Origin of the sequence: Clostridium sp. HV4-5-A1G (assembly GCF_900184915.1) — a bacterium.
Lineage (GTDB): Bacteria > Bacillota > Clostridia > Clostridiales > Clostridiaceae > Clostridium_B > Clostridium_B aromativorans.
The window spans coordinates 1-17,947 of record NZ_FXYI02000061.1 but is presented as its reverse complement, the minus strand read 5'-3'; the positions used below and the strand labels follow the sequence as shown (position 1 = coordinate 17,947).

14 protein-coding genes are annotated in these 17,947 nt (G+C 37.1%); 2 read left to right on the top strand and 12 right to left on the bottom strand.

Annotated elements, in window-relative coordinates; genetic code table 11:
- Positions 1-227 precede the first annotated feature (227 nt).
- Positions 228-362: a hypothetical protein gene (locus tag J5G60_RS19045; RefSeq protein WP_268905680.1), complete on the bottom strand. Its 135-nt coding sequence runs from the start codon at positions 360-362 to the stop codon at positions 228-230.
- A gap of 247 nt (positions 363-609) precedes the next feature.
- Between J5G60_RS19045 and J5G60_RS08460 the strand changes: the two genes are divergently transcribed.
- Together J5G60_RS08460 and J5G60_RS08455 are read left to right on the top strand one after the other, a co-directional pair.
- A complete protein-coding gene (locus J5G60_RS08460; RefSeq protein ID WP_150358105.1) occupies positions 610-960 on the top strand; it encodes a DUF134 domain-containing protein in 351 nt (116 codons plus the stop codon).
- Between the two features lie 33 nt (positions 961-993).
- Positions 994-1,377, top strand: coding sequence for a NifB/NifX family molybdenum-iron cluster-binding protein (locus J5G60_RS08455; protein ID WP_150358106.1), 384 nt, complete (start codon positions 994-996; stop codon positions 1,375-1,377).
- Between the two features lie 75 nt (positions 1,378-1,452).
- Here the strand turns inward: J5G60_RS08455 and J5G60_RS08450 are convergent, their stop codons facing one another.
- The 11 genes from J5G60_RS08450 to J5G60_RS08400 form a co-directional block, all read right to left on the bottom strand.
- Positions 1,453-2,364 carry an Rpn family recombination-promoting nuclease/putative transposase gene (locus J5G60_RS08450; protein WP_268905681.1) on the bottom strand — a complete coding sequence of 304 codons (912 nt, stop codon included), beginning with the start codon at positions 2,362-2,364 and terminating at the stop codon, positions 1,453-1,455.
- Positions 2,365-2,381: 17 nt separating this feature from the next.
- On the bottom strand, positions 2,382-3,842 hold the full coding sequence (locus tag J5G60_RS08445; RefSeq protein WP_150358107.1) for a cell wall-binding repeat-containing protein: 1,461 nt from the start codon (positions 3,840-3,842) through the stop codon (positions 2,382-2,384).
- 278 nt (positions 3,843-4,120) lie between these two features.
- Positions 4,121-4,657 (bottom strand): transposase, encoded by a 537-nt coding sequence (locus J5G60_RS08440; RefSeq protein WP_150358108.1) that lies wholly within the window; start codon positions 4,655-4,657, stop codon positions 4,121-4,123.
- A gap of 122 nt (positions 4,658-4,779) precedes the next feature.
- Positions 4,780-5,097: a type II toxin-antitoxin system RelE/ParE family toxin gene (locus J5G60_RS08435; RefSeq protein ID WP_150358109.1), complete on the bottom strand. Its 318-nt coding sequence runs from the start codon at positions 5,095-5,097 to the stop codon at positions 4,780-4,782.
- Positions 5,075-5,365, bottom strand: coding sequence for a type II toxin-antitoxin system Phd/YefM family antitoxin (locus J5G60_RS08430; RefSeq protein ID WP_150358110.1), 291 nt, complete (start codon positions 5,363-5,365; stop codon positions 5,075-5,077). Before J5G60_RS08430 ends, J5G60_RS08435 begins: the two co-directional genes overlap by 23 nt.
- 257 nt (positions 5,366-5,622) lie before the next feature.
- The gene (locus tag J5G60_RS08425) at positions 5,623-8,937 is read right to left on the bottom strand and encodes a cell wall-binding repeat-containing protein (protein ID WP_150358111.1); all 3,315 of its coding nucleotides are present in this window, start codon (positions 8,935-8,937) and stop codon (positions 5,623-5,625) included.
- Positions 8,938-9,078: 141 nt separating this feature from the next.
- On the bottom strand, positions 9,079-9,267 hold the full coding sequence (locus J5G60_RS08420) for a hypothetical protein (RefSeq protein WP_150358112.1): 189 nt from the start codon (positions 9,265-9,267) through the stop codon (positions 9,079-9,081).
- Between the two features lie 293 nt (positions 9,268-9,560).
- Entirely contained in the window at positions 9,561-11,021 is a 1,461-nt protein-coding gene (locus J5G60_RS08415) for a cell wall-binding repeat-containing protein (protein ID WP_150358113.1), read from the bottom strand.
- Positions 11,022-11,291: 270 nt separating this feature from the next.
- The gene (locus J5G60_RS08410) at positions 11,292-12,404 is read right to left on the bottom strand and encodes an Rpn family recombination-promoting nuclease/putative transposase (RefSeq protein ID WP_150358114.1); all 1,113 of its coding nucleotides are present in this window, start codon (positions 12,402-12,404) and stop codon (positions 11,292-11,294) included.
- 247 nt (positions 12,405-12,651) lie between these two features.
- On the bottom strand, positions 12,652-13,041 hold the full coding sequence (locus tag J5G60_RS08405) for a hypothetical protein (protein WP_150358115.1): 390 nt from the start codon (positions 13,039-13,041) through the stop codon (positions 12,652-12,654).
- Positions 13,042-14,102: 1,061 nt separating this feature from the next.
- A complete protein-coding gene (locus J5G60_RS08400; RefSeq protein ID WP_150358116.1) occupies positions 14,103-17,888 on the bottom strand; it encodes a cell wall-binding repeat-containing protein in 3,786 nt (1,261 codons plus the stop codon).
- Positions 17,889-17,947: the final 59 nt, after the last annotated feature.

Here is a 17,947-nt window from a genome sequence, read left to right as displayed (position 1 = left end):
TACATCATATATAATAATTCGTCAAGTAGTTATTATTTTAGGCATCGAACCTAAAATAACAAGGACTATTCATCTCCAACTTATACAAGATAGGAGAATTACGCCCTTTTTGTTAAATTCATGTACATTTTTTCTCAATTTAGAATTTTCTTTTTCCAGGTTGTCTATTTTCATCTGGCAATAATGCTCAATCTCATTAATTTTTTTATCATACCCGCTTAATTTTTCTAAAATATCCTGTCAACCCTTTCATCTTCACCAGTTATTTTTTTATTGTATTCATTTTTCAGTGTAAAAATTTTTTGTTCAGTTATTTTATTTTCCTCAATCTTGTTACAAGCAGTACTCAAATTTCCTATCAAATATTTTACTTCATCTTCCATTATGTAACAAAAGCATACACATGTATGTTTTTGTTACAGGTGTATGCCTGGATTTTTTCTTCAACAGCCTTTCAAATATCATTACCCTGTCTTGCCCGTTTATTTTGTTCACAATTTATTCACGACCGATGGGGACAGTTATTATTGACATATGCCAATAATGATTTATAATTAAATTATAAATGACATATGTCATTTACTATACAAAAAGAAAGGTGATGAGCTTATGCCGAGGCCAACCAAATGCAGACAGATATGCTGCCTTCCCGAAAAACAAAATTTTGGTCCCCTTAGTTCTTCAAAAGATATCGTTGAAACAATTCATATGACGGTAGATGAGTTTGAGACCATAAGACTTATTGACCTCGAAAGGCTTACGCAAATTCAATGTGCCCGGCAGATGAAAATTGCCAGAACCACTGTCCAGTCAATTTACAGCAGTGCCAGAACAAAATTGGCAGAATGCATAGTAAAAGGAAAAGAACTTCACATTAACGGAGGAAATTACATTCTCTGCAGTGATTCCACTAAAAAGTGCAGGTGCATTCACTGTCCTAAAAAGCTTTGCAATAGATAAAAATTTGATTTAAAATACAGGGGGGAAAATTTCATGATCATTTCAGTACCTTATGAAAATGGACAAATATTTCAGCATTTCGGCAGGACGGAACAATTTAAAATTTATAAAACAGAAAACAATAAAATTACAGACAGTAAAATAGTATCCACAAATGGCAATGGACATGGAGCATTGGTAAACATACTCAAATCCCTAGAAGTTTCAATATTAATCTGCGGTGGTATAGGGGAAGGTGCCCAGAATGCCCTGGCTGAAAAAGGCATCCAATTTTTTGGAGGCGTCAGCGGCAGCGCTGATAATGCTGTAAAGGATTATCTTGAAGGGAATTTAAATTTTGATGCCCACATAAAATACAATCATCATCAGGATAACAACCACAGCTGCACCAACCATGTCCATAACTGCAGCCATTAAAACAAACACCAAAAAGAACTGCTTCATAATTGAATTATGCGGCAGTTCCAACTAAATCCGAGTTTGAGGCTGCAGCTAGTTTAATTTCCTCTGTCTCAATCTTTCTTCAAACTCTCCAATGGAATTGCTTTTAACTGCATCCTCAAACACAGAATTCAATATATCTTCATCATCTATCTTTCTTATTCTTCCAATACAGGAAGTATCAGAAAATTTAATACCCAATAACTTTTCCAATCCCTGAAGCAACCCATCTTTTCTACCTTCTTTTATGCCTTGTTCTCTGCCTTCCTTCCTGCCTTCTTCCAGTCCCTTCGTTTTACCCTCTTTCACAATATTCTCTATAGTTTTGCCCAAATTGGATACCATGGAATTCACCTCCCTCTGACTAGCTTTTTCCAATATTTCCTCTACCTCAACTCTGGATTTTTCATCTAACTTTGGTTTCATTATACCTTTAAGCCAGGTTTTAAGTATATCAAATTGTTCCGGTGTTATCTTTTTAAGAGCATAGACTGTCAGCCTAAGTCTCCTTATCAAATCTTCCCTGCTTATCTCTTTATCCAATAGAAATACAGTAGATACCATGTTTGCCATGGCTTTGAGATTATTTTCATCATACCTGTAAATATCAAACAGTATATACCTAAAGTCTATTATATTCTCGCCAAACAGTTCACCACCACTCAGTATATCCCTAAAATTTCTACAAACAGTCCACCTGCCTTTACCATTGTAGAGCACCATGGGAATAATTGAGGGCAGTTTAAAATCTTTTCTGCGCCTTTCCTTTTTTGAGGTATTCTTCAAAATTTCTCTCCATATCTCAACTATATAAAACAGCAGTCTCATAGGCATCCTGTAGTCCACTCTGGACTGAAATTCCAGAAGGATGTAAAATATAACATCCCGCCCATCTAAATTTACTTTATATACAATATCCGATTCTTCCTCACTGAAGTCTTCAAGTATATATGACTTGTCAATAAGTATCAGATCTTCACTTAACTTATATCAGAAATCTTCCATCTATTGTTTTCAAATTTCAAGGTTGCAATCATCTTCTCATAATCATTCGAGCCCCCACTACTATAACTATTGTAACTAACTCGTATAGTGGTGTTGTCAACATCTTCCCTGCTTTCAAGCACATTTCTAAGGTCATAAAAGCCTATCCCCACATTCCCCAAAACGCTCATGGTTTTTCCATTAAAAGCATATCCATAAAAATTCTTCAGATAACCTAATTGAGTTTCAGCATAATCATCCGTATCATATCTTGAAATCACATCTTTAATCTTCTCATAACTGCTGTATTGATCGGGAACTGGTACATATTCTGTCCCATCATCTGAAGTTATAATATTTTCCAGCTGTTCTTTATTGTCAACAGAATACATGACATCCTCCAGAGATACCTGCGAATCTGAAAACAACTGGTAAATCTCATCATTTGAAATATCATGTGCCATGGCTGAATCCTTTATATAATTCCCCAGGTTGTCACTTACCACACCAGTTCCACCGAACAGCAACACAGGTTTTGAAGTGTCATCCAGGGTATACCTGAGTTTTGTATTTACAAGAAGAGGGTTGTAATTGTACCTGGCTGTCAGAACAGAACTCGAAAGTGCATCTGCAAAAAAGCTGTCACTGGAAATGGAAATGCCGCTGCCCTTATTTGTATCCATAAAGTTCCATGCCACACTCTGAGGAGTCGTGCCATGTATTGTAAGACAGCTGACTCCCATATTTTCAAGTTGTGCAACTGCATCATAGGGAACTACATTATATGAACCCACCACAACTGCATCTTTTACTCCCAATTTCGATATTTCACTCCTGGTCCTATCATTTATATAAGATCGCATATTTTTATCACCAGAACCAGTAAACAAGATAGCTGCCCCTTCTCTTGCCGCGTAGGGCGCTGCTATAAGTGCATACTGGAATTTATCCGAGGGCACTATATATACTTTGCTTATCTTTGATTTTGAATTCAATATGTCCGCTGCCATGCAGGCAGTGTCAAATCTATCTGTCCCTGCTATCCTGGTCACATTGTATCCTTCCGACTTGAAGCTGTTTTCCTGGGATGCCGATATAACTCCGGTTCCTCCCATTATATAAACATTTTTTGCACCCAGATTTTTGATTTCATTTTTTACAACATCAGGCGTACTCTCAATATCAGTCAAAAGTATGGGGCAGTTGAGGTAATATGCCAGTGATGTACCGGCGGTGGCATCGGCAAAGGCATCATTCCCCTGTGCATCTGCAATCACAACATTTGTAGAATTTTTCCATCCATAGTCGGCTATTTTCACAGATGTATCAAATCTGTCAGATCCTCCAAGCCTTATTGTATTCTGTGCAGCTTCAGCCCCATTCTCATTAAAGAAACCACATAAAAGAACTATTACACAAGTTAAAAATACAGTAAAAAGTGATTTAAAATTTTTCATAAATTCACATCCCCTTTATCAATAAAAACACTATAATATCATTTATTAATCCATCAGTTATTTTATTCCCTCTAGGAGATAATTAAAGCCCCAATAATTAATAAGATACGCTCCATAAAAAGTACCTATAGCAATTATCGAAACATTTTATAAAAGTCAAATGATTTCCTATTTAAAATACTCTTTTACCTTTATTATAATCTATAATCCATGCTTTGCTATATAAATCTATCAACTTTATCAACTATTTTTTCGTTCATTTTTATTTACATTTTCTGTCATGGGGTCAGACCCCATACAACAAATTTTTTATAGTTTTCCCTATCTTCAAAATAAAAAAGTATCTTTTCTGGATTAATTATTTTTTCTTCAGATAATCCTATAATACTTCTATAACTGCTCCACTTGTAATCTTCAGGATTTTTTACCATATTGGCTTTTACAGGATTTAAATGTATATATCTGCTTGCCTCAAGCATATGCACATCATCTTTTATCAGTCTAGATTTATATCTGTCCTGGAACAAATGACCTATGAGATTATATCTTTTATTAAAATAAATTGAGTAAATCATATTTATTCTCTTCATAATCCTGCCTATATGCATTTCTTCTGTCCCAATAAGCATATGAACATGATTTGTCATGAAGCAGTAACAGTATAAGTCATATCCCAACTTCTTCTTCACATATTTCAATATGTTCAAATAGACCTGATAATCTTTCTCATCTTTAAATAAATCATTTTTATGATTTCCTCTGCAAATTATATGATACCGTGCACCTGGAAACCACTCTCTCTTTGCCCTAGCCATATTCCCACCACCTTCTTTTGTCTTAAATTATGCTCATAAGCAGGTGTCTTTAATCAAAACGAAAGAAAAAGAAGCGCTAAAATAGCGCTCCTTTTCCAAATATTGTTATGGGGTCAGACCCCTCATTTTACCAACCACCCATAATCCTGCCTACAATCTACAATATAGTCAACGTACACCGTCTGATCCTTAATCTGATATAAAATCAGATACCATTTTTCTACGAACATCTTATGGTATTTATTTGGAGGAATAAATTCAGCATACAGAAATGGAAAACGCTCCGGCATTTGGTAAAGAGATCGAATGGCATCCATTAGGCCATTTTTTATTTTACGGGCAGCTGTTGGACTTTTCTGTGCCAGAAATCGGACATGACACACCAGCATCTGACGGGCACGGTCTGAAACAACTATTTTATATTGAGGTCTCTTTTCCATGTTCCACCTCATCTATAATGCTGTCCAGATAGCTGTCCAACTCATCCGGTGTACTTCCCGTACGACCAGCCACACGATCTTCCTCAACAGATAACAGCTCTTCTCTTAGTTTTAACATTTTTTCACGACGGTTAAACGCTTCTATATCCATAACCACGAGGTCGCCCTCACCATTTTTTGTAAGATAGACAGGCTCACCGGAAGATTTGCATAAAGCCGCAATTTCATTATAGTTCTGTCGGATGCTTGCGGACGGTTTAATCTGCATGGTATCAACTCCTTATAGTAACATTCTAATCATATTATATTCTTTTCATGCTATGGAATCAACCAACAATAAGGACTCACAGAAAAATCATGAACCCATCTTCCCACCATCTTCTTTTGTCTTAAATTATGCTCATAAGCAGGTGTCTTTAATCAAAACGAAAGAAAAGGAAGCACTAAAATAGCGCTCCTTTTCCAAATATTGTTATGGGGTCAGACCCCCATCCACTAACTGGATGGGGGTCTGACCCCAAACAATTACTTCACTGTGATGTTATATCCGTCCAAATCGTCACTTGAAGGCGAATAAGTTGTGTATGCAGCATTGTCATGTTTCTCGCTTCTTATGCTTATGGCAGAAGAAGTGCCGCTGGCAGACACTTTGACTGTATCGCCCTTGTCAAAGGAAGAGCTGCTGAATCTATAGATAACCGTTTTGCCATCAACACTTATGGCATTCGGAGTGAGTGTTTTCCCTGTAGTCAAATCCTTAAATACGAAATCATCTCCATATTGATTCTGTATGGCGGTATCCACATCCTGGTTGAAGACCACATTTACAGTATCCGTATTTGAAGCACTGGTTGCTGTAAACTGATCGGATTTCGTCATAGGAGGTATATAGACTTTAGTGGAACCTGTCCTTATATTACGTCCTGCAGAATCCACAGAACTATTGCCCACTATGCTCACACTGGTACTTTCACCAGAATTCTTTATATCTTCTATCTTATCACCATTTTTCACGCCGGCTTTATATATGAGAATAACATCATTTCCAACGGTAGTGCCGCTGTCAGGCTTGTTTCCATCAACCCTGAAGTCACCCATGACAAAAACATCAAGGGCCGCAGAAAGAGAAACCTTCACTCTTATATCATCACCTATAAAAGTCATCTGTGCAGTACCGGATATAATTCCAGGACCGCTGCTGCTGACGGTGCTTATGTCACCTATATATGAGCCCAAATCCAGAGAATTTCCATCCTCATCAACTACATCCTTGACTCCAACTTGAATTACATCCCTGGCTGTAGTGCCGCTGCCTATATTGTAGCTTGAAGGAAATTCGATAGTCACGCTCTTGTCGTCAAAAGAAGATGTTACAGATGCCCCTCCCGGAAGATTTCTCACTTCTCCGGTTCCATCCCTGAACACATAGTTTGACTTGTCAGATATGGAATCATCATCCATAGTACGGTTGAAAAACATTGCTACAGCCTGGGAATTATCCGCTCTCTTTACTATTTCCGTAACTTTAAGTCCTTCATTGTCCATACCGGAAAGCACAGCAGTATAAGTATCCATTACATTTGGCTTTGCCTCTGTATCTATGATGTTTTTTACGGTCAAAGTGTACTTTGAACCATTCAAGGTATTGTCATCAAATTTGAGATCAAAAGTCCTGTTATTGTTCCCATCCACCGTTATGGTATTTACATTGTTGAGCTTATAACTTACATCATTTCCCTCAGAATCCACAAGGGTATAATTGCCCTTATTAGTAGCATAACTTCTCACCACGTCCTTGTCAAACTTAACTCTTATAGTCTCTTCATCCAGAATATTCGCAGATGTAACTGAAGGTTTCTGGCTGCTGCTTCCATAGTAAAGGGTCATGCTAGTCTGGCTGATTGTATTCTGGAAGGTATCCTCTACGTTATCCTTGATCAAAATGGTATTAGTGCCCTGATTCATCATGCTTCCTATATTCTTTATCTTCACTACGCTGTCCCCGGATCCGGAATCAAAAGTAACATAGGAAGAATCCACATCCACAGTATCCCCATTTATCTTATAGTTGGAAGGTTCAAGAGCTGTGTCAGTATCCATTGCCCTGTTGTACTTTATATATATGGTCCCTGCATTATTTGTGGTAACACTTTCAACCTTAGGACTTCCCGATACAGATTCAACCGTAAATTCCCTGGACTGACTCTGGATAGGAATATTGGCCCCATTGTCAAATTTGCTCCCCGACGTACCATCAGGCATGGTAAAGGTATTGTCACCTATGGGAAGTATGGAGTCAAAATAGAGATCAACCCCGTCTGCCCAATCCCCGGATTGATTTACAAGCTCGGTATGGGAAGTATCAAGCCCGTAGTTTCTCACGCTTCTCTTGTTTATCTTCATGGAAGACAGATCACTTTCCTGCATTCTCACAGGCTCGGAAAATCTGACCTTCAGTTTATTGCCTCCCACCGCATCCACGGAACTTATGGAAGGAGAACCGGTTTCCTGAAATGTAATATCCTTCTCATATTTGTCTATGTTGGAAGAAGAAGTATCATCGAGAATATTACCTTTTACAGTAAATGTGACCTTTTTCCCCTGGGAAAATGTATTCCTGAAGGTGATTACAACAGTCCTGTCATCATCCTGGAGATATGCGGAAGATTGCGTCTGGGCTTCAGAACCCAATGAATTTCCATCTATCTCATAATTTGCAGTTCTCTCGGCAGAATTCTTGTCAACAGCAGTATTAAATACGACCTTTACCTGATTCAAGCCAACTGCAGTTACAGATTTCACCGTGTCACTGTCCTCTACAGTTCCACCTGCTGCATTCTTTATATCCGAAATGGTATTGTCCGAAATAACTCCCTTTTCCGATATTACATTTACTTCTGAATCAGAACCAGCTTTCGATTTAATATAATTCAACGCACCTTCGGTCTGCAGATCTCCATCCCCGTTTACAAGTACCAGAGGTGAAGATTTTATTCCCGCAACAGAGGCTGCTACGAGAGCATCAGCATACCTTCCGCCGCTGGCGTTGGCCACATATATGCTGTTCGGTTTCAGGTTTTCGTCAAAAGCCCTGAGCACGTTGAGATTGGTTGCAAATCTGTCAGCGCCGCCCTCTATCCTCTTAACTGCTCCCAAAGAATTATAAATACTTTCACCTATAATATTCTTTGTACCTACAACTGTAACCCTGGAATTGTTGCTCTTCACAAAACTGCTTACGGAAGACATGGCAGTGCTGTCATTATCGCCAAGAAGAAGTATTTCATCTCTGGCAGAAGCTGCCGGAGCTGCAGAAAGAGCATCTGAGAATCCGCTTCCACCCACCATCATGACATCCGAGGGATCCACTCCAAGTTTCACAAGTTCCCCTGCCACAGCAGCATTGGTCTCATACCTGTTTTTGCCGGAAAGTTCAATCAGATTATAATTACTGTTTCTCAGCTGTGTCCTCACACTCTCAGATATTACCGATTCTCCGCCTATTATATATATATTCTTCGGTTTCAATTTACTTATTTCATCACTTGTAGTACTGTTTAAACTTGAACTTCCAGTTAAAAGTATCGGTGCATTCAACTGTTTTGAAAGCACTACTGCACTAATAGCATCTGCATAGCCTTCGCTGGATACGAGTATCACATTATCACTGCTAGTCCAATTGGAGTCTGCAACAGCTGCCGCAGTTTCATAGCTGTCTGTGCCTCCCAGCTGAACAAGCTGATTTTCTGAAGCTTTTACAGGAACTACAGGGACAGCTGCAGATATTATAAGAGAAAATACAGCAGTACCACCTATAGTTTTTACGGTATTTTTATTCATAAAATTTACTACCTCCAGTCCTTTTTAGCATTATATGAATATTGTACCATATGGCTTGGATTTATATAAGAGTCAAATACATATCCATATATAAGCAAAAGGAAAAGGAGTGCTATTTCAACGCTTCTTTTCCAATAACTGTCAAGGGGTCAGACCCTCACCCAATATGTAGTCCATAAAAGAAGTATCTATTTGAAGGTTTTTTAGCTCGGTTCTGGCAGCAGTAATTATTTTTGCCTTTATGCCGAAGAATTCAAGGGCATCTTCTTTGAAAACATCCAGTACGCTTTTCATTACAGCATCTTCAATATTTTTGATTTTTTCCGCCATGGCTGAACTCCTTTGCAATTTAATAACTGTATTTGTAATTACATATTATCATATCTTTGCTATTGTTGAAAGAACTTTAATAAATATAAGGAGGTCAGTTTCCCTTTGATAAAAAGAGAGGCTGAAGCCCAGGATACAATTCAAAAAGGCTCTGGCTCTTATCAGGATCTTTCAAGAAAGTACTGTCTTTATCTGAACACTTGATTAAATTAACCCAATCTTCTTTGACAAATCCCCGTAACCTACAGGGACTGACCCCCGCCCAATAATTGGGTGGGGGTCAGTCCCCTGTTCTACTTGTAAATCAGGTTAGAAATCTTCCATTTATTGCTTTGAAATTTCAAGGTCACATACATCTTCTCATAAATCCCAGAACTATCATACCTATTATAAACAGCCTGTATAGTGGTGTAGTCAACATCTTCCCTGGTTACAAGCACATTTCTAAAGTCATAAAAATTTATTCCCACATTTCCCAAGACGCTCACCGGATTTCCATTAAAAGTATATCCATAAAAATCGCCCAGAGAATCCAATTCATCTGCAACATAATCATCCGTACCATATTTTGAAAGGAAATTCTCCACTTTATTATAACTGCTGTACTGATCCGGAGTTGGTACATATTTTGTCCCATCATCTGAAGTTATAATATTTTCCAGCTGTTCTTTATTGTCAGCAGAATACATGACATCCTCCAGAGATGCCCGTGAATCTGAAAGCAGCTGATAAATTTCATCATTTGAAATATCATGTGCCCCGGCTGAATCCTTTATATAATTTCCCAGGCTGTCACTTACCACACCAGTTCCCCCGAACAGCAATACAGGTTTTGAAACATCATCCAGAGTATACCTGAGTTTTGTGTTTACGAGAAGAGGGTTGTAATTATGCCTGGCTGTCAGGACAGAGCTTGAAAGTGCATCTGCAAAAAAGCTGTCGCTGGAAATGGAAATGCCGCTGCCTTTGTTTGTATCCATAAAGCCTGATGCCACACTCTGAGGGGTCGTACCATGTATTGTAAGGCAGTTTAATCCCATATTTTCAAGCTGTGCCTCTACATCATAGGAAACTACATTATATGAACCCACCACAACTGCATTTTTTACTCCCAATTTCAATATTTCACTCCTAGTCTTACCATTTACATCAGCCCGCATATTTTCATCACCAGGACCGGTGAACAAAATGGCTGCCCCCTCTCTTGCCGCATAAGGTGCTGCTATAAGTGCATACTGGAATTTATCCGATGGTACTATATACACTTTGCTTATCTTTGATTTTGAATTCAATATGTCCGCTGCTCTGCAGGCAGTGTCAAATCTATCCGTCCCCGCTATCCTGGTCACATTGTATCCTTCCGACCTGAAGCTGTTTTCCTGGGATGCCGATATGACTCCGGTTCCTCCCATTATGTAAATATTTTCCGCTCCCAGCTTTTTGATTTCATTTTTTACAATATCCGGTGTAGTCACAATATTGGTCAAAAGTATGGGACAGCTGAGATAATACGCAAGTGATGTACCAGCTACGGCATCGGCAAAAGCATCATTCCCCTGCCCATCTGCAATTACAACATTTTTGGAGCTCTTCCACCCGTAATCGGCTATTTTCACAGAAGTATCAAATCTGTCAGTTCCCCCAAGCCTTATTACATTCTGTGCAGCTTCAACTCCACTCTTATTAAAGAAGCCGCATAAAAGCACCATCATACAAGCTAGGAATACAGTAAAAGCCAATTTAAAATTTTTCATAAAGTCATATCCTCCTTATTGAAGTGAGTCAAGAATTATATGAGTATTCTACAAAAAATTCATAATTCCTTCTTAAATTTTACACTTTATTAATTTTTATGACATAATTCTATACAAAAAGAACCGCCATTTCTGATGATTCTTTTTGTACTGTTCATAATTTGTCCGCTAACTGGGGACTGACCCCATGACAATAATTGTCATGGGGTCAGTCCCCAGCTTGAAAAATAAAGATTTCCGGTTTTATCCGGAAATCAGCCAATACTATCATTAATTTAATTTTCTCCGCCTCAATTTTTCTTCAAACTCTCCAATGGAATTGCTCTTAACTGCATCCTCAAACACAGAATTCAATACATCTTCATCATCTATCTTTTTTATTCTGCCAATACAGGAAGTATCAGAAAATTTAATACCCAATAACTTTTCCAATCCCTGAAGCAACCCATCTTTTCTACCTTCTTTTCTACCTTCTTTTATACCTTCTTTTTTACCTTCTTTTCTACCTTCTTTTATGCCTTCTTTTATGCCTTGTTCTCTGCCTTCCTTCCTGCCTTCTTCCAGTCCCTTCGTTTTACCCTCTCTCACAATATTCTCTATAGTTTTGCCCAAATTGGATACCATGGAATTCACCTCCCTCTGACTGGCCTTTTCCAATATTTCCTCTACCTCAACTCTGGATTTTTCATCTAACTTTGGCTTCATTATGCCTTTAAGCCAGGTTTTAAGTATATCAAATTGTTCCGGTGTTATCTTTTTAAGAGCATAGACTGTAAGCCTGAGTCTCCTTATCAAATCTTCCCTGCTTATCTCTTTATCCAAAAGAAATACAGTAGACACCATATTTGCCATGGCTTTGAGATTATTTTCATCATACCTGTAAATATCAAACAGTATATACCTAAAGTCTATTATATTCTCGCCAAACAGTTCACCACCACTCAGTACATCCCTAAAATTTCTACAAGCAGTCCACCTGCCTTTACCATTGTAGAGCACCATGGGAATAATTGAGGGCAATTTAAAATCTTTTCTGCGTCTTTCCTTCTTTGAGGTATTCTTCAAAATTTCTCTCCATATCTCAACTATATAAAACAGCAGTCTCATAGGCATTCTGTAGTCCACCCTGGACTGAAATTCCAGAAGGAAGTAAAATATAACATCCCGCCCACCTAAATTTACTTTATATACAATATCCGATTCTTCCTCACTGAAGTCTTCAAGTATATATGACTTATCAATAAGTATCAAATCTTCACTTTTTATTAAGTTAACCCAATCTTCTTTGACAAATCCCCGCAGCAGTTCCAGAAATGTTTCCTTATGAGAAAATATATATTTGTAACCTACGTCATGTTCATGATGAACTCTATCTTCCGGCATACCATCTCCTCCTAATAATATCTTACTGTATTATTAGTATTTGCCAGAACATCTGTTCCTATACAACTTATTATATATTTCTATCTTTATTTTATCAAAACATCTTATGATAATCTACAGTGTAATAAAAGCAGGATGCTGAATTTACTAAAAATATCTGTGAGTAGAAATAATTCCTGGAGGTGAAAATCACATTTAAACCCGGTAATCTTTTTTAGCAGAAAAAGGAAGGGGGACTGACCCCCTTTTAACCGTCTTTATGCCCCACATTAACTTCACCACTGCAACCACCAGCCAGATCATTAATAGAAGTAATATCCCTGGACAACTCAATTGCCCCAACCACCTTGCCACCCTTTACAATAGGCAGAGTCACATTGTCAGTATTAATCAAATTACCGTTACAATCGTAAAATTTCTGATCCTCACGGTAAATACGTTTCCCATTTTTTACACATTCGACCAAGGTACTGTCTTCAGGCTGGAGTCCAGGATACAGTTCGAAAAGGTTTTTATCAGGATCCTTCAAGAAAGTACTGTCTTTACTAAATCTCGGATTATACTTAGCATGAAAGACAACCTTACCGCTGTTATTGATAACTGTTATGCCGTCAATTTGTTTCATCGTAAATGCCATCTATACTCACCCCCACCCTTATTTTACACCTTACATTAAGCTATAATAAAACGTATTCATGGCAATTATTGAAATTCAGTATTGAGCTCTAATAACCATACAATCAAAATTCTGATATTGTACATACTTAAAATCAAGTAAATAGATCTTCTTATAACATGCTTCTAGGATTTTTATTATTTTTTACAGATTAAAACTTAATAATCAATTAAGAGCTAAATAATTTATTTAGCGTCTCTTCACACCAATCATACGTATCATTCATTACTACCATATCTACCACTCGTTGGTAAATATGGGTTCAACAGAATTAATATATTTATGTATATTTTTTAGTAAAAACACACTAGCCCAGCTTTTTCAAACTTAAGGTTAGTTATAGACACAAAGAAAATAGAGCTTTTGTCAGTACGCCAATAGTTCTTTCTTGCGTTCGCAAATTTCCATATCTTCAAGTTCCACTTTATCTTCATGGAAACAGTCTTAAATATGAAGTTGTCTGCTTTCTACGTATTTCTTTGTTTTTTTAATTTTTAAAAGCTTCATACTGTTCAGTCTTTCCAATGCTTACACGTTCTACAATGTACTATGGCTTCTGATAGTTCAGTCATACATTTCTGTATGGGGTGTTATTTCTAAATTCATATCAATAACATATCTATCAGATCTCCCCAGGTAAGAACGCTTACTTTCCCTCCACATATCTGCTACATTTACACTACCTGTTTCAGATAGTTTAGGGCTTCGTTTTGTTACGCAAACTTACCTAGCACATTTCAGCCTTGTATGTAGTTTGTATTCCTCAGGCCGAGACTTTGCTCCCAACTTCCTTCAGATTCAGTTTCACAACGGACACCCTTGCCTTTAGCTAATAACTGCTACTATCTAGCCCCATCAAGCTGCCGCCCATGATTGTGGGCTGGGTGCACGTAAAAAAGAACCGCCATTTCTGACGATTCTCCTCTTATATTGTACTTTTTCGTACGTTTAATTTTGTTCATAAACTCTGAAGAACATTTCTACAGATACTTTTTAAAACAAAGCCAAAAACTTATTGACCTTTATTTTAAAGCATAAGTGCTTGATGTATATCCATCTTGTGCTGTTATAACAACCTTATCTTCAGGAGCTACATTAGCAGTATCAGCAACCGGTGTAGTTCCATCTGATTCAAAAACTGCAACTGTATATTTTTGTCCACCACTAGTTAAATCAGTTTTTAAATCACCTGCTGTTGGTGTTGCACTTGCTAAATCTATTGTTTTAGCAGTATTATCAACAATATAAGTTGTACTAACTGCTGTTGTACTATGATCTAAATTACCATTTATAACAACTATATATCCATCTTTATCATCACTGGAACGAGTATAATATCCATACTCATCATTTTTATCTTCTTCAGTAGAAATCTTTGTATTATCTCTAGGAGTAACTTTTAAAGATGCTCCCGCTACAAACTTACTTAAAGCTGTAGATGAATTGTCATCACTATCAAATGTAAATACTACTGTATTTTTCCCATCTCCACTTCCATTAACCGTGGCACTACCAGCTTTTAATGTAGTTCCTGTTCCTGCTATAGCAAATGTAAAGTCATCCTTATTAACACTCCCTGAATCAATTGGAGTATCAAATTTAACTTCGACTTCTTTAGTACCATCAGATTTTAGCGTAGCATTCCAATTATCTGTATCATAAGTTTTTGGAGCCGCAGTAAATCCATAAGGAGTAACAGGAGTAGGAGTATTAGTTATTTCTTTTATAGGTGATCCATTAACGTCAGTTGTTTTAATGCTTGCTTGTTGAACAGTTGTAATTTGAGCATCTAATCCTGCTAATTTGATAGTACTAATACCAGGATTACCATCTTTATATACAAGTGTTATACTACCATCAGCATTTTTATGTGCACTATCTGGAGTAACAGCTTGAACCTTAAAATCACTAGCATTCAAGTTATCGATTGATTTATCAAAACTCAAATTAACATTCAAATCATCATTATTATATTTAACATTAATAGAATTTGGTTTAACATTAGTTGTAGCTGTATCGCTAGCTGGTACTACTTTCACAGTTTGTGAAACAGTCATATCATTTCCATTTTCATCTTTAACTCCAATTACAGATATAGCATCAATAAGATTATCCCCTGATTTACCTTGAGTACCATATGCAGATGGGAATTTTATTATAGCACTCTTGTTATCAGAACTTGTATCTATCGACGTTCCACTTGGCAATTTTACTGTATCACCACTGCCATTTTTAAATTTATAATTATCTGTATCAGTAAGTGAACTTGCATCCATAGCTTTGTTAAAGCTTACTACAACTTTTCTATACGGATTAGAAGAATCAAAATCAGAATCCTCTAAACCTATTGCATTACCTTCTACCTCTGGAGCTACATCATCGGAACCATCAAATGTTTGAACATAATCGTCTATAACATTTGGAGTTGATGCTCTGTCCTGAATATTCTTTATTGTTATCGTGTACTTAGACTCAGTTAACTTATACTTATGAATACCATCTTGAGAAAGATGTATATCAACTACATCGGTAGTATCTCCTTCAACAGGTGACTTAGTATTTCCTGGAATAGTAATAGGATCAGTATTACCATCTTGATAATCAGTAGCATCAGAAGCAGCACTTATATAATTTGATATATCAGTACCATCATTATCCTTTAATTTATAATTAGATGTATCTACTGCATACATCGCATCTACATCTTTACTAAATCTAACTCTTATAGTACTATTATTTAATACCGAAACAGAATTTACCGAAGGCTTAGTTTCATCCTCTTCCAACTCAAACGATTTATAAGTATCATCAGCCACTTTATTCCCATAAGCATCTTTTACCTTATTACTGATATATACTGTATTTGAACCTTTATTGAGCTTAGATACACTAAGTTTAACTTGAGTATCATCCTTCTTAAGCACTGCCTTAGTAACTTTATATTCAGTACTGCCGCCATTAATTTCATAATTTGCCGCAAGCTGAGCTGTATTTGAATCCATAGGTCTGTCAAAATTTATATATACCTTATCATCTGAAGCAGTTATACTTTGTATTTCTGGTTTAGTAGTTAATGTATCTACATCAAAATCCACCGAAGTTTCTTTAAATGGGAAAGCAGCTGCATCACTTAAAATATTATCATCACCATCTGATATCTTTAGTGTCTTACTTCCATTAGAAAGAGATGATGTAAAATAAAATTCTATTTCATCTGAATAAAGATTATGTCCATCACTGACTGTATTTTTTGCTAATGAATACTGTGAGTCAAGTCCAAAATTTGCTATATTTTGATCATCAATTTTAAATTTGCTCAAGAAAGAAGATAATCCTGATATTTCGGCATCACCGTCATCTATATCACTTGCTACCCCATTTCCTATCTTAACAGGTTCTGAAAATTTAACTGTCAATTTATTATTTCCTCTAGCCTCTACACTATCGACAGTAGGAACAGTAGTATCAGAGAAAGTAACAGTCTGGGTAAATTCAGAAATGGTGTTTGATTTGTCAGCACTAAGTATTCCTTTTTTAACCGTCACATCCACATCATCATTTTGTTTCTGTTTATCAGCAAGAGTTATCAAGACAGTCTTATTGTTATCCTGTAATGTTGCATGTGCATTAGTATCTGTAAGTGAAGTTCCATTCACTTTATAATAGCTTTCATCCTCAGCTGTATCGGAATCAACTTCTCCATTAAATGTAACTTTTATTTGATTTAATCCAACAGACTCAATTGATTCAACCTCACTTGCCTGATCTCCGTTTGGAGTTGGATTATAGATAGCATTGATGTCATCTTCTATTGCCTGTGGAACAACTCCCAATCCTCCAATTACCTGAAAATCAGTGCTGGAAGTAGTGTTGTCTTTCAAGTAAGCTATGGCATTGTCTGTTCCAGCTGTACCATCTTTGTCCACTAATACCAGTGGTGCTGAATATTTTCCAGCTACTGCGGAAGCTACCAATGCATCTGCATAAAGGTTATCTGGTGTAGCTTTGCTTGCATTTGCAATGTACACCTTGTCACTCTTCAAGTCACCCTGGAAATTATTCAATACTTTTATGTTTGTAGCAAATCTATCTGCGCCGCCATCTACTCTTGAAGATGCTCCAAGGGCATTGTAGATAGTGTCATTTATTATATTCTTAGTTCCAACAACTGTAGCCTTTGAGTTGTTTTTCTTTACAAAATCTATTACTGGCTGAGTTTTAGCCTGGTCATTGGTTGCCAATAACAGTATTTGTCCCTTTGCAGCTGCTACTGGTGCTACTGAAAGGGCATCCGAGAATCCTTCTCCTCCAACAACCAATACATTGCTGGCGTCAACTCCTAATTTAACCAGTTCATCAGCTACTGCTGCATTTGTTTCATATCTGTTGGCCCCACCCAATTCTGTCAAAGTATATTTGTCTTTAAGTCCATCTCTTATACTCTGAGAAATTGAAGCATTTCCACCAATAACATATACATTCTTTGGTTTCAGCGTATCAAGTGCTTTCTGAGCATCTGCGTTAAGTGAACCTGGTTCAGTCAAAAGTATTGGTGCACCCAGTTTCTTAGCCAATGCTGAAGCACTAACTGCATCTGCATAACCTTCACCTGAAACCAATACCACGCTGTCACTTCCACTTTCCCAGTTTGTTGTAGCAACCTGGGAAGCTGTTGCATATCTGTCGGCACCGCTTACTCTAGTTACTTTTCCTTGAGCTGCTTTAACTGGACCAGCTGATAGAGCTGTAGTTAAAACCAAGGACATAAGAGCAGCACTTGCAAGTGCCTTTGTACTTTTCTTACTCATATTGTAATACCCTCCTCGATTTAAGTGAATTTTAATTAAAATTCTTTTATATATATATA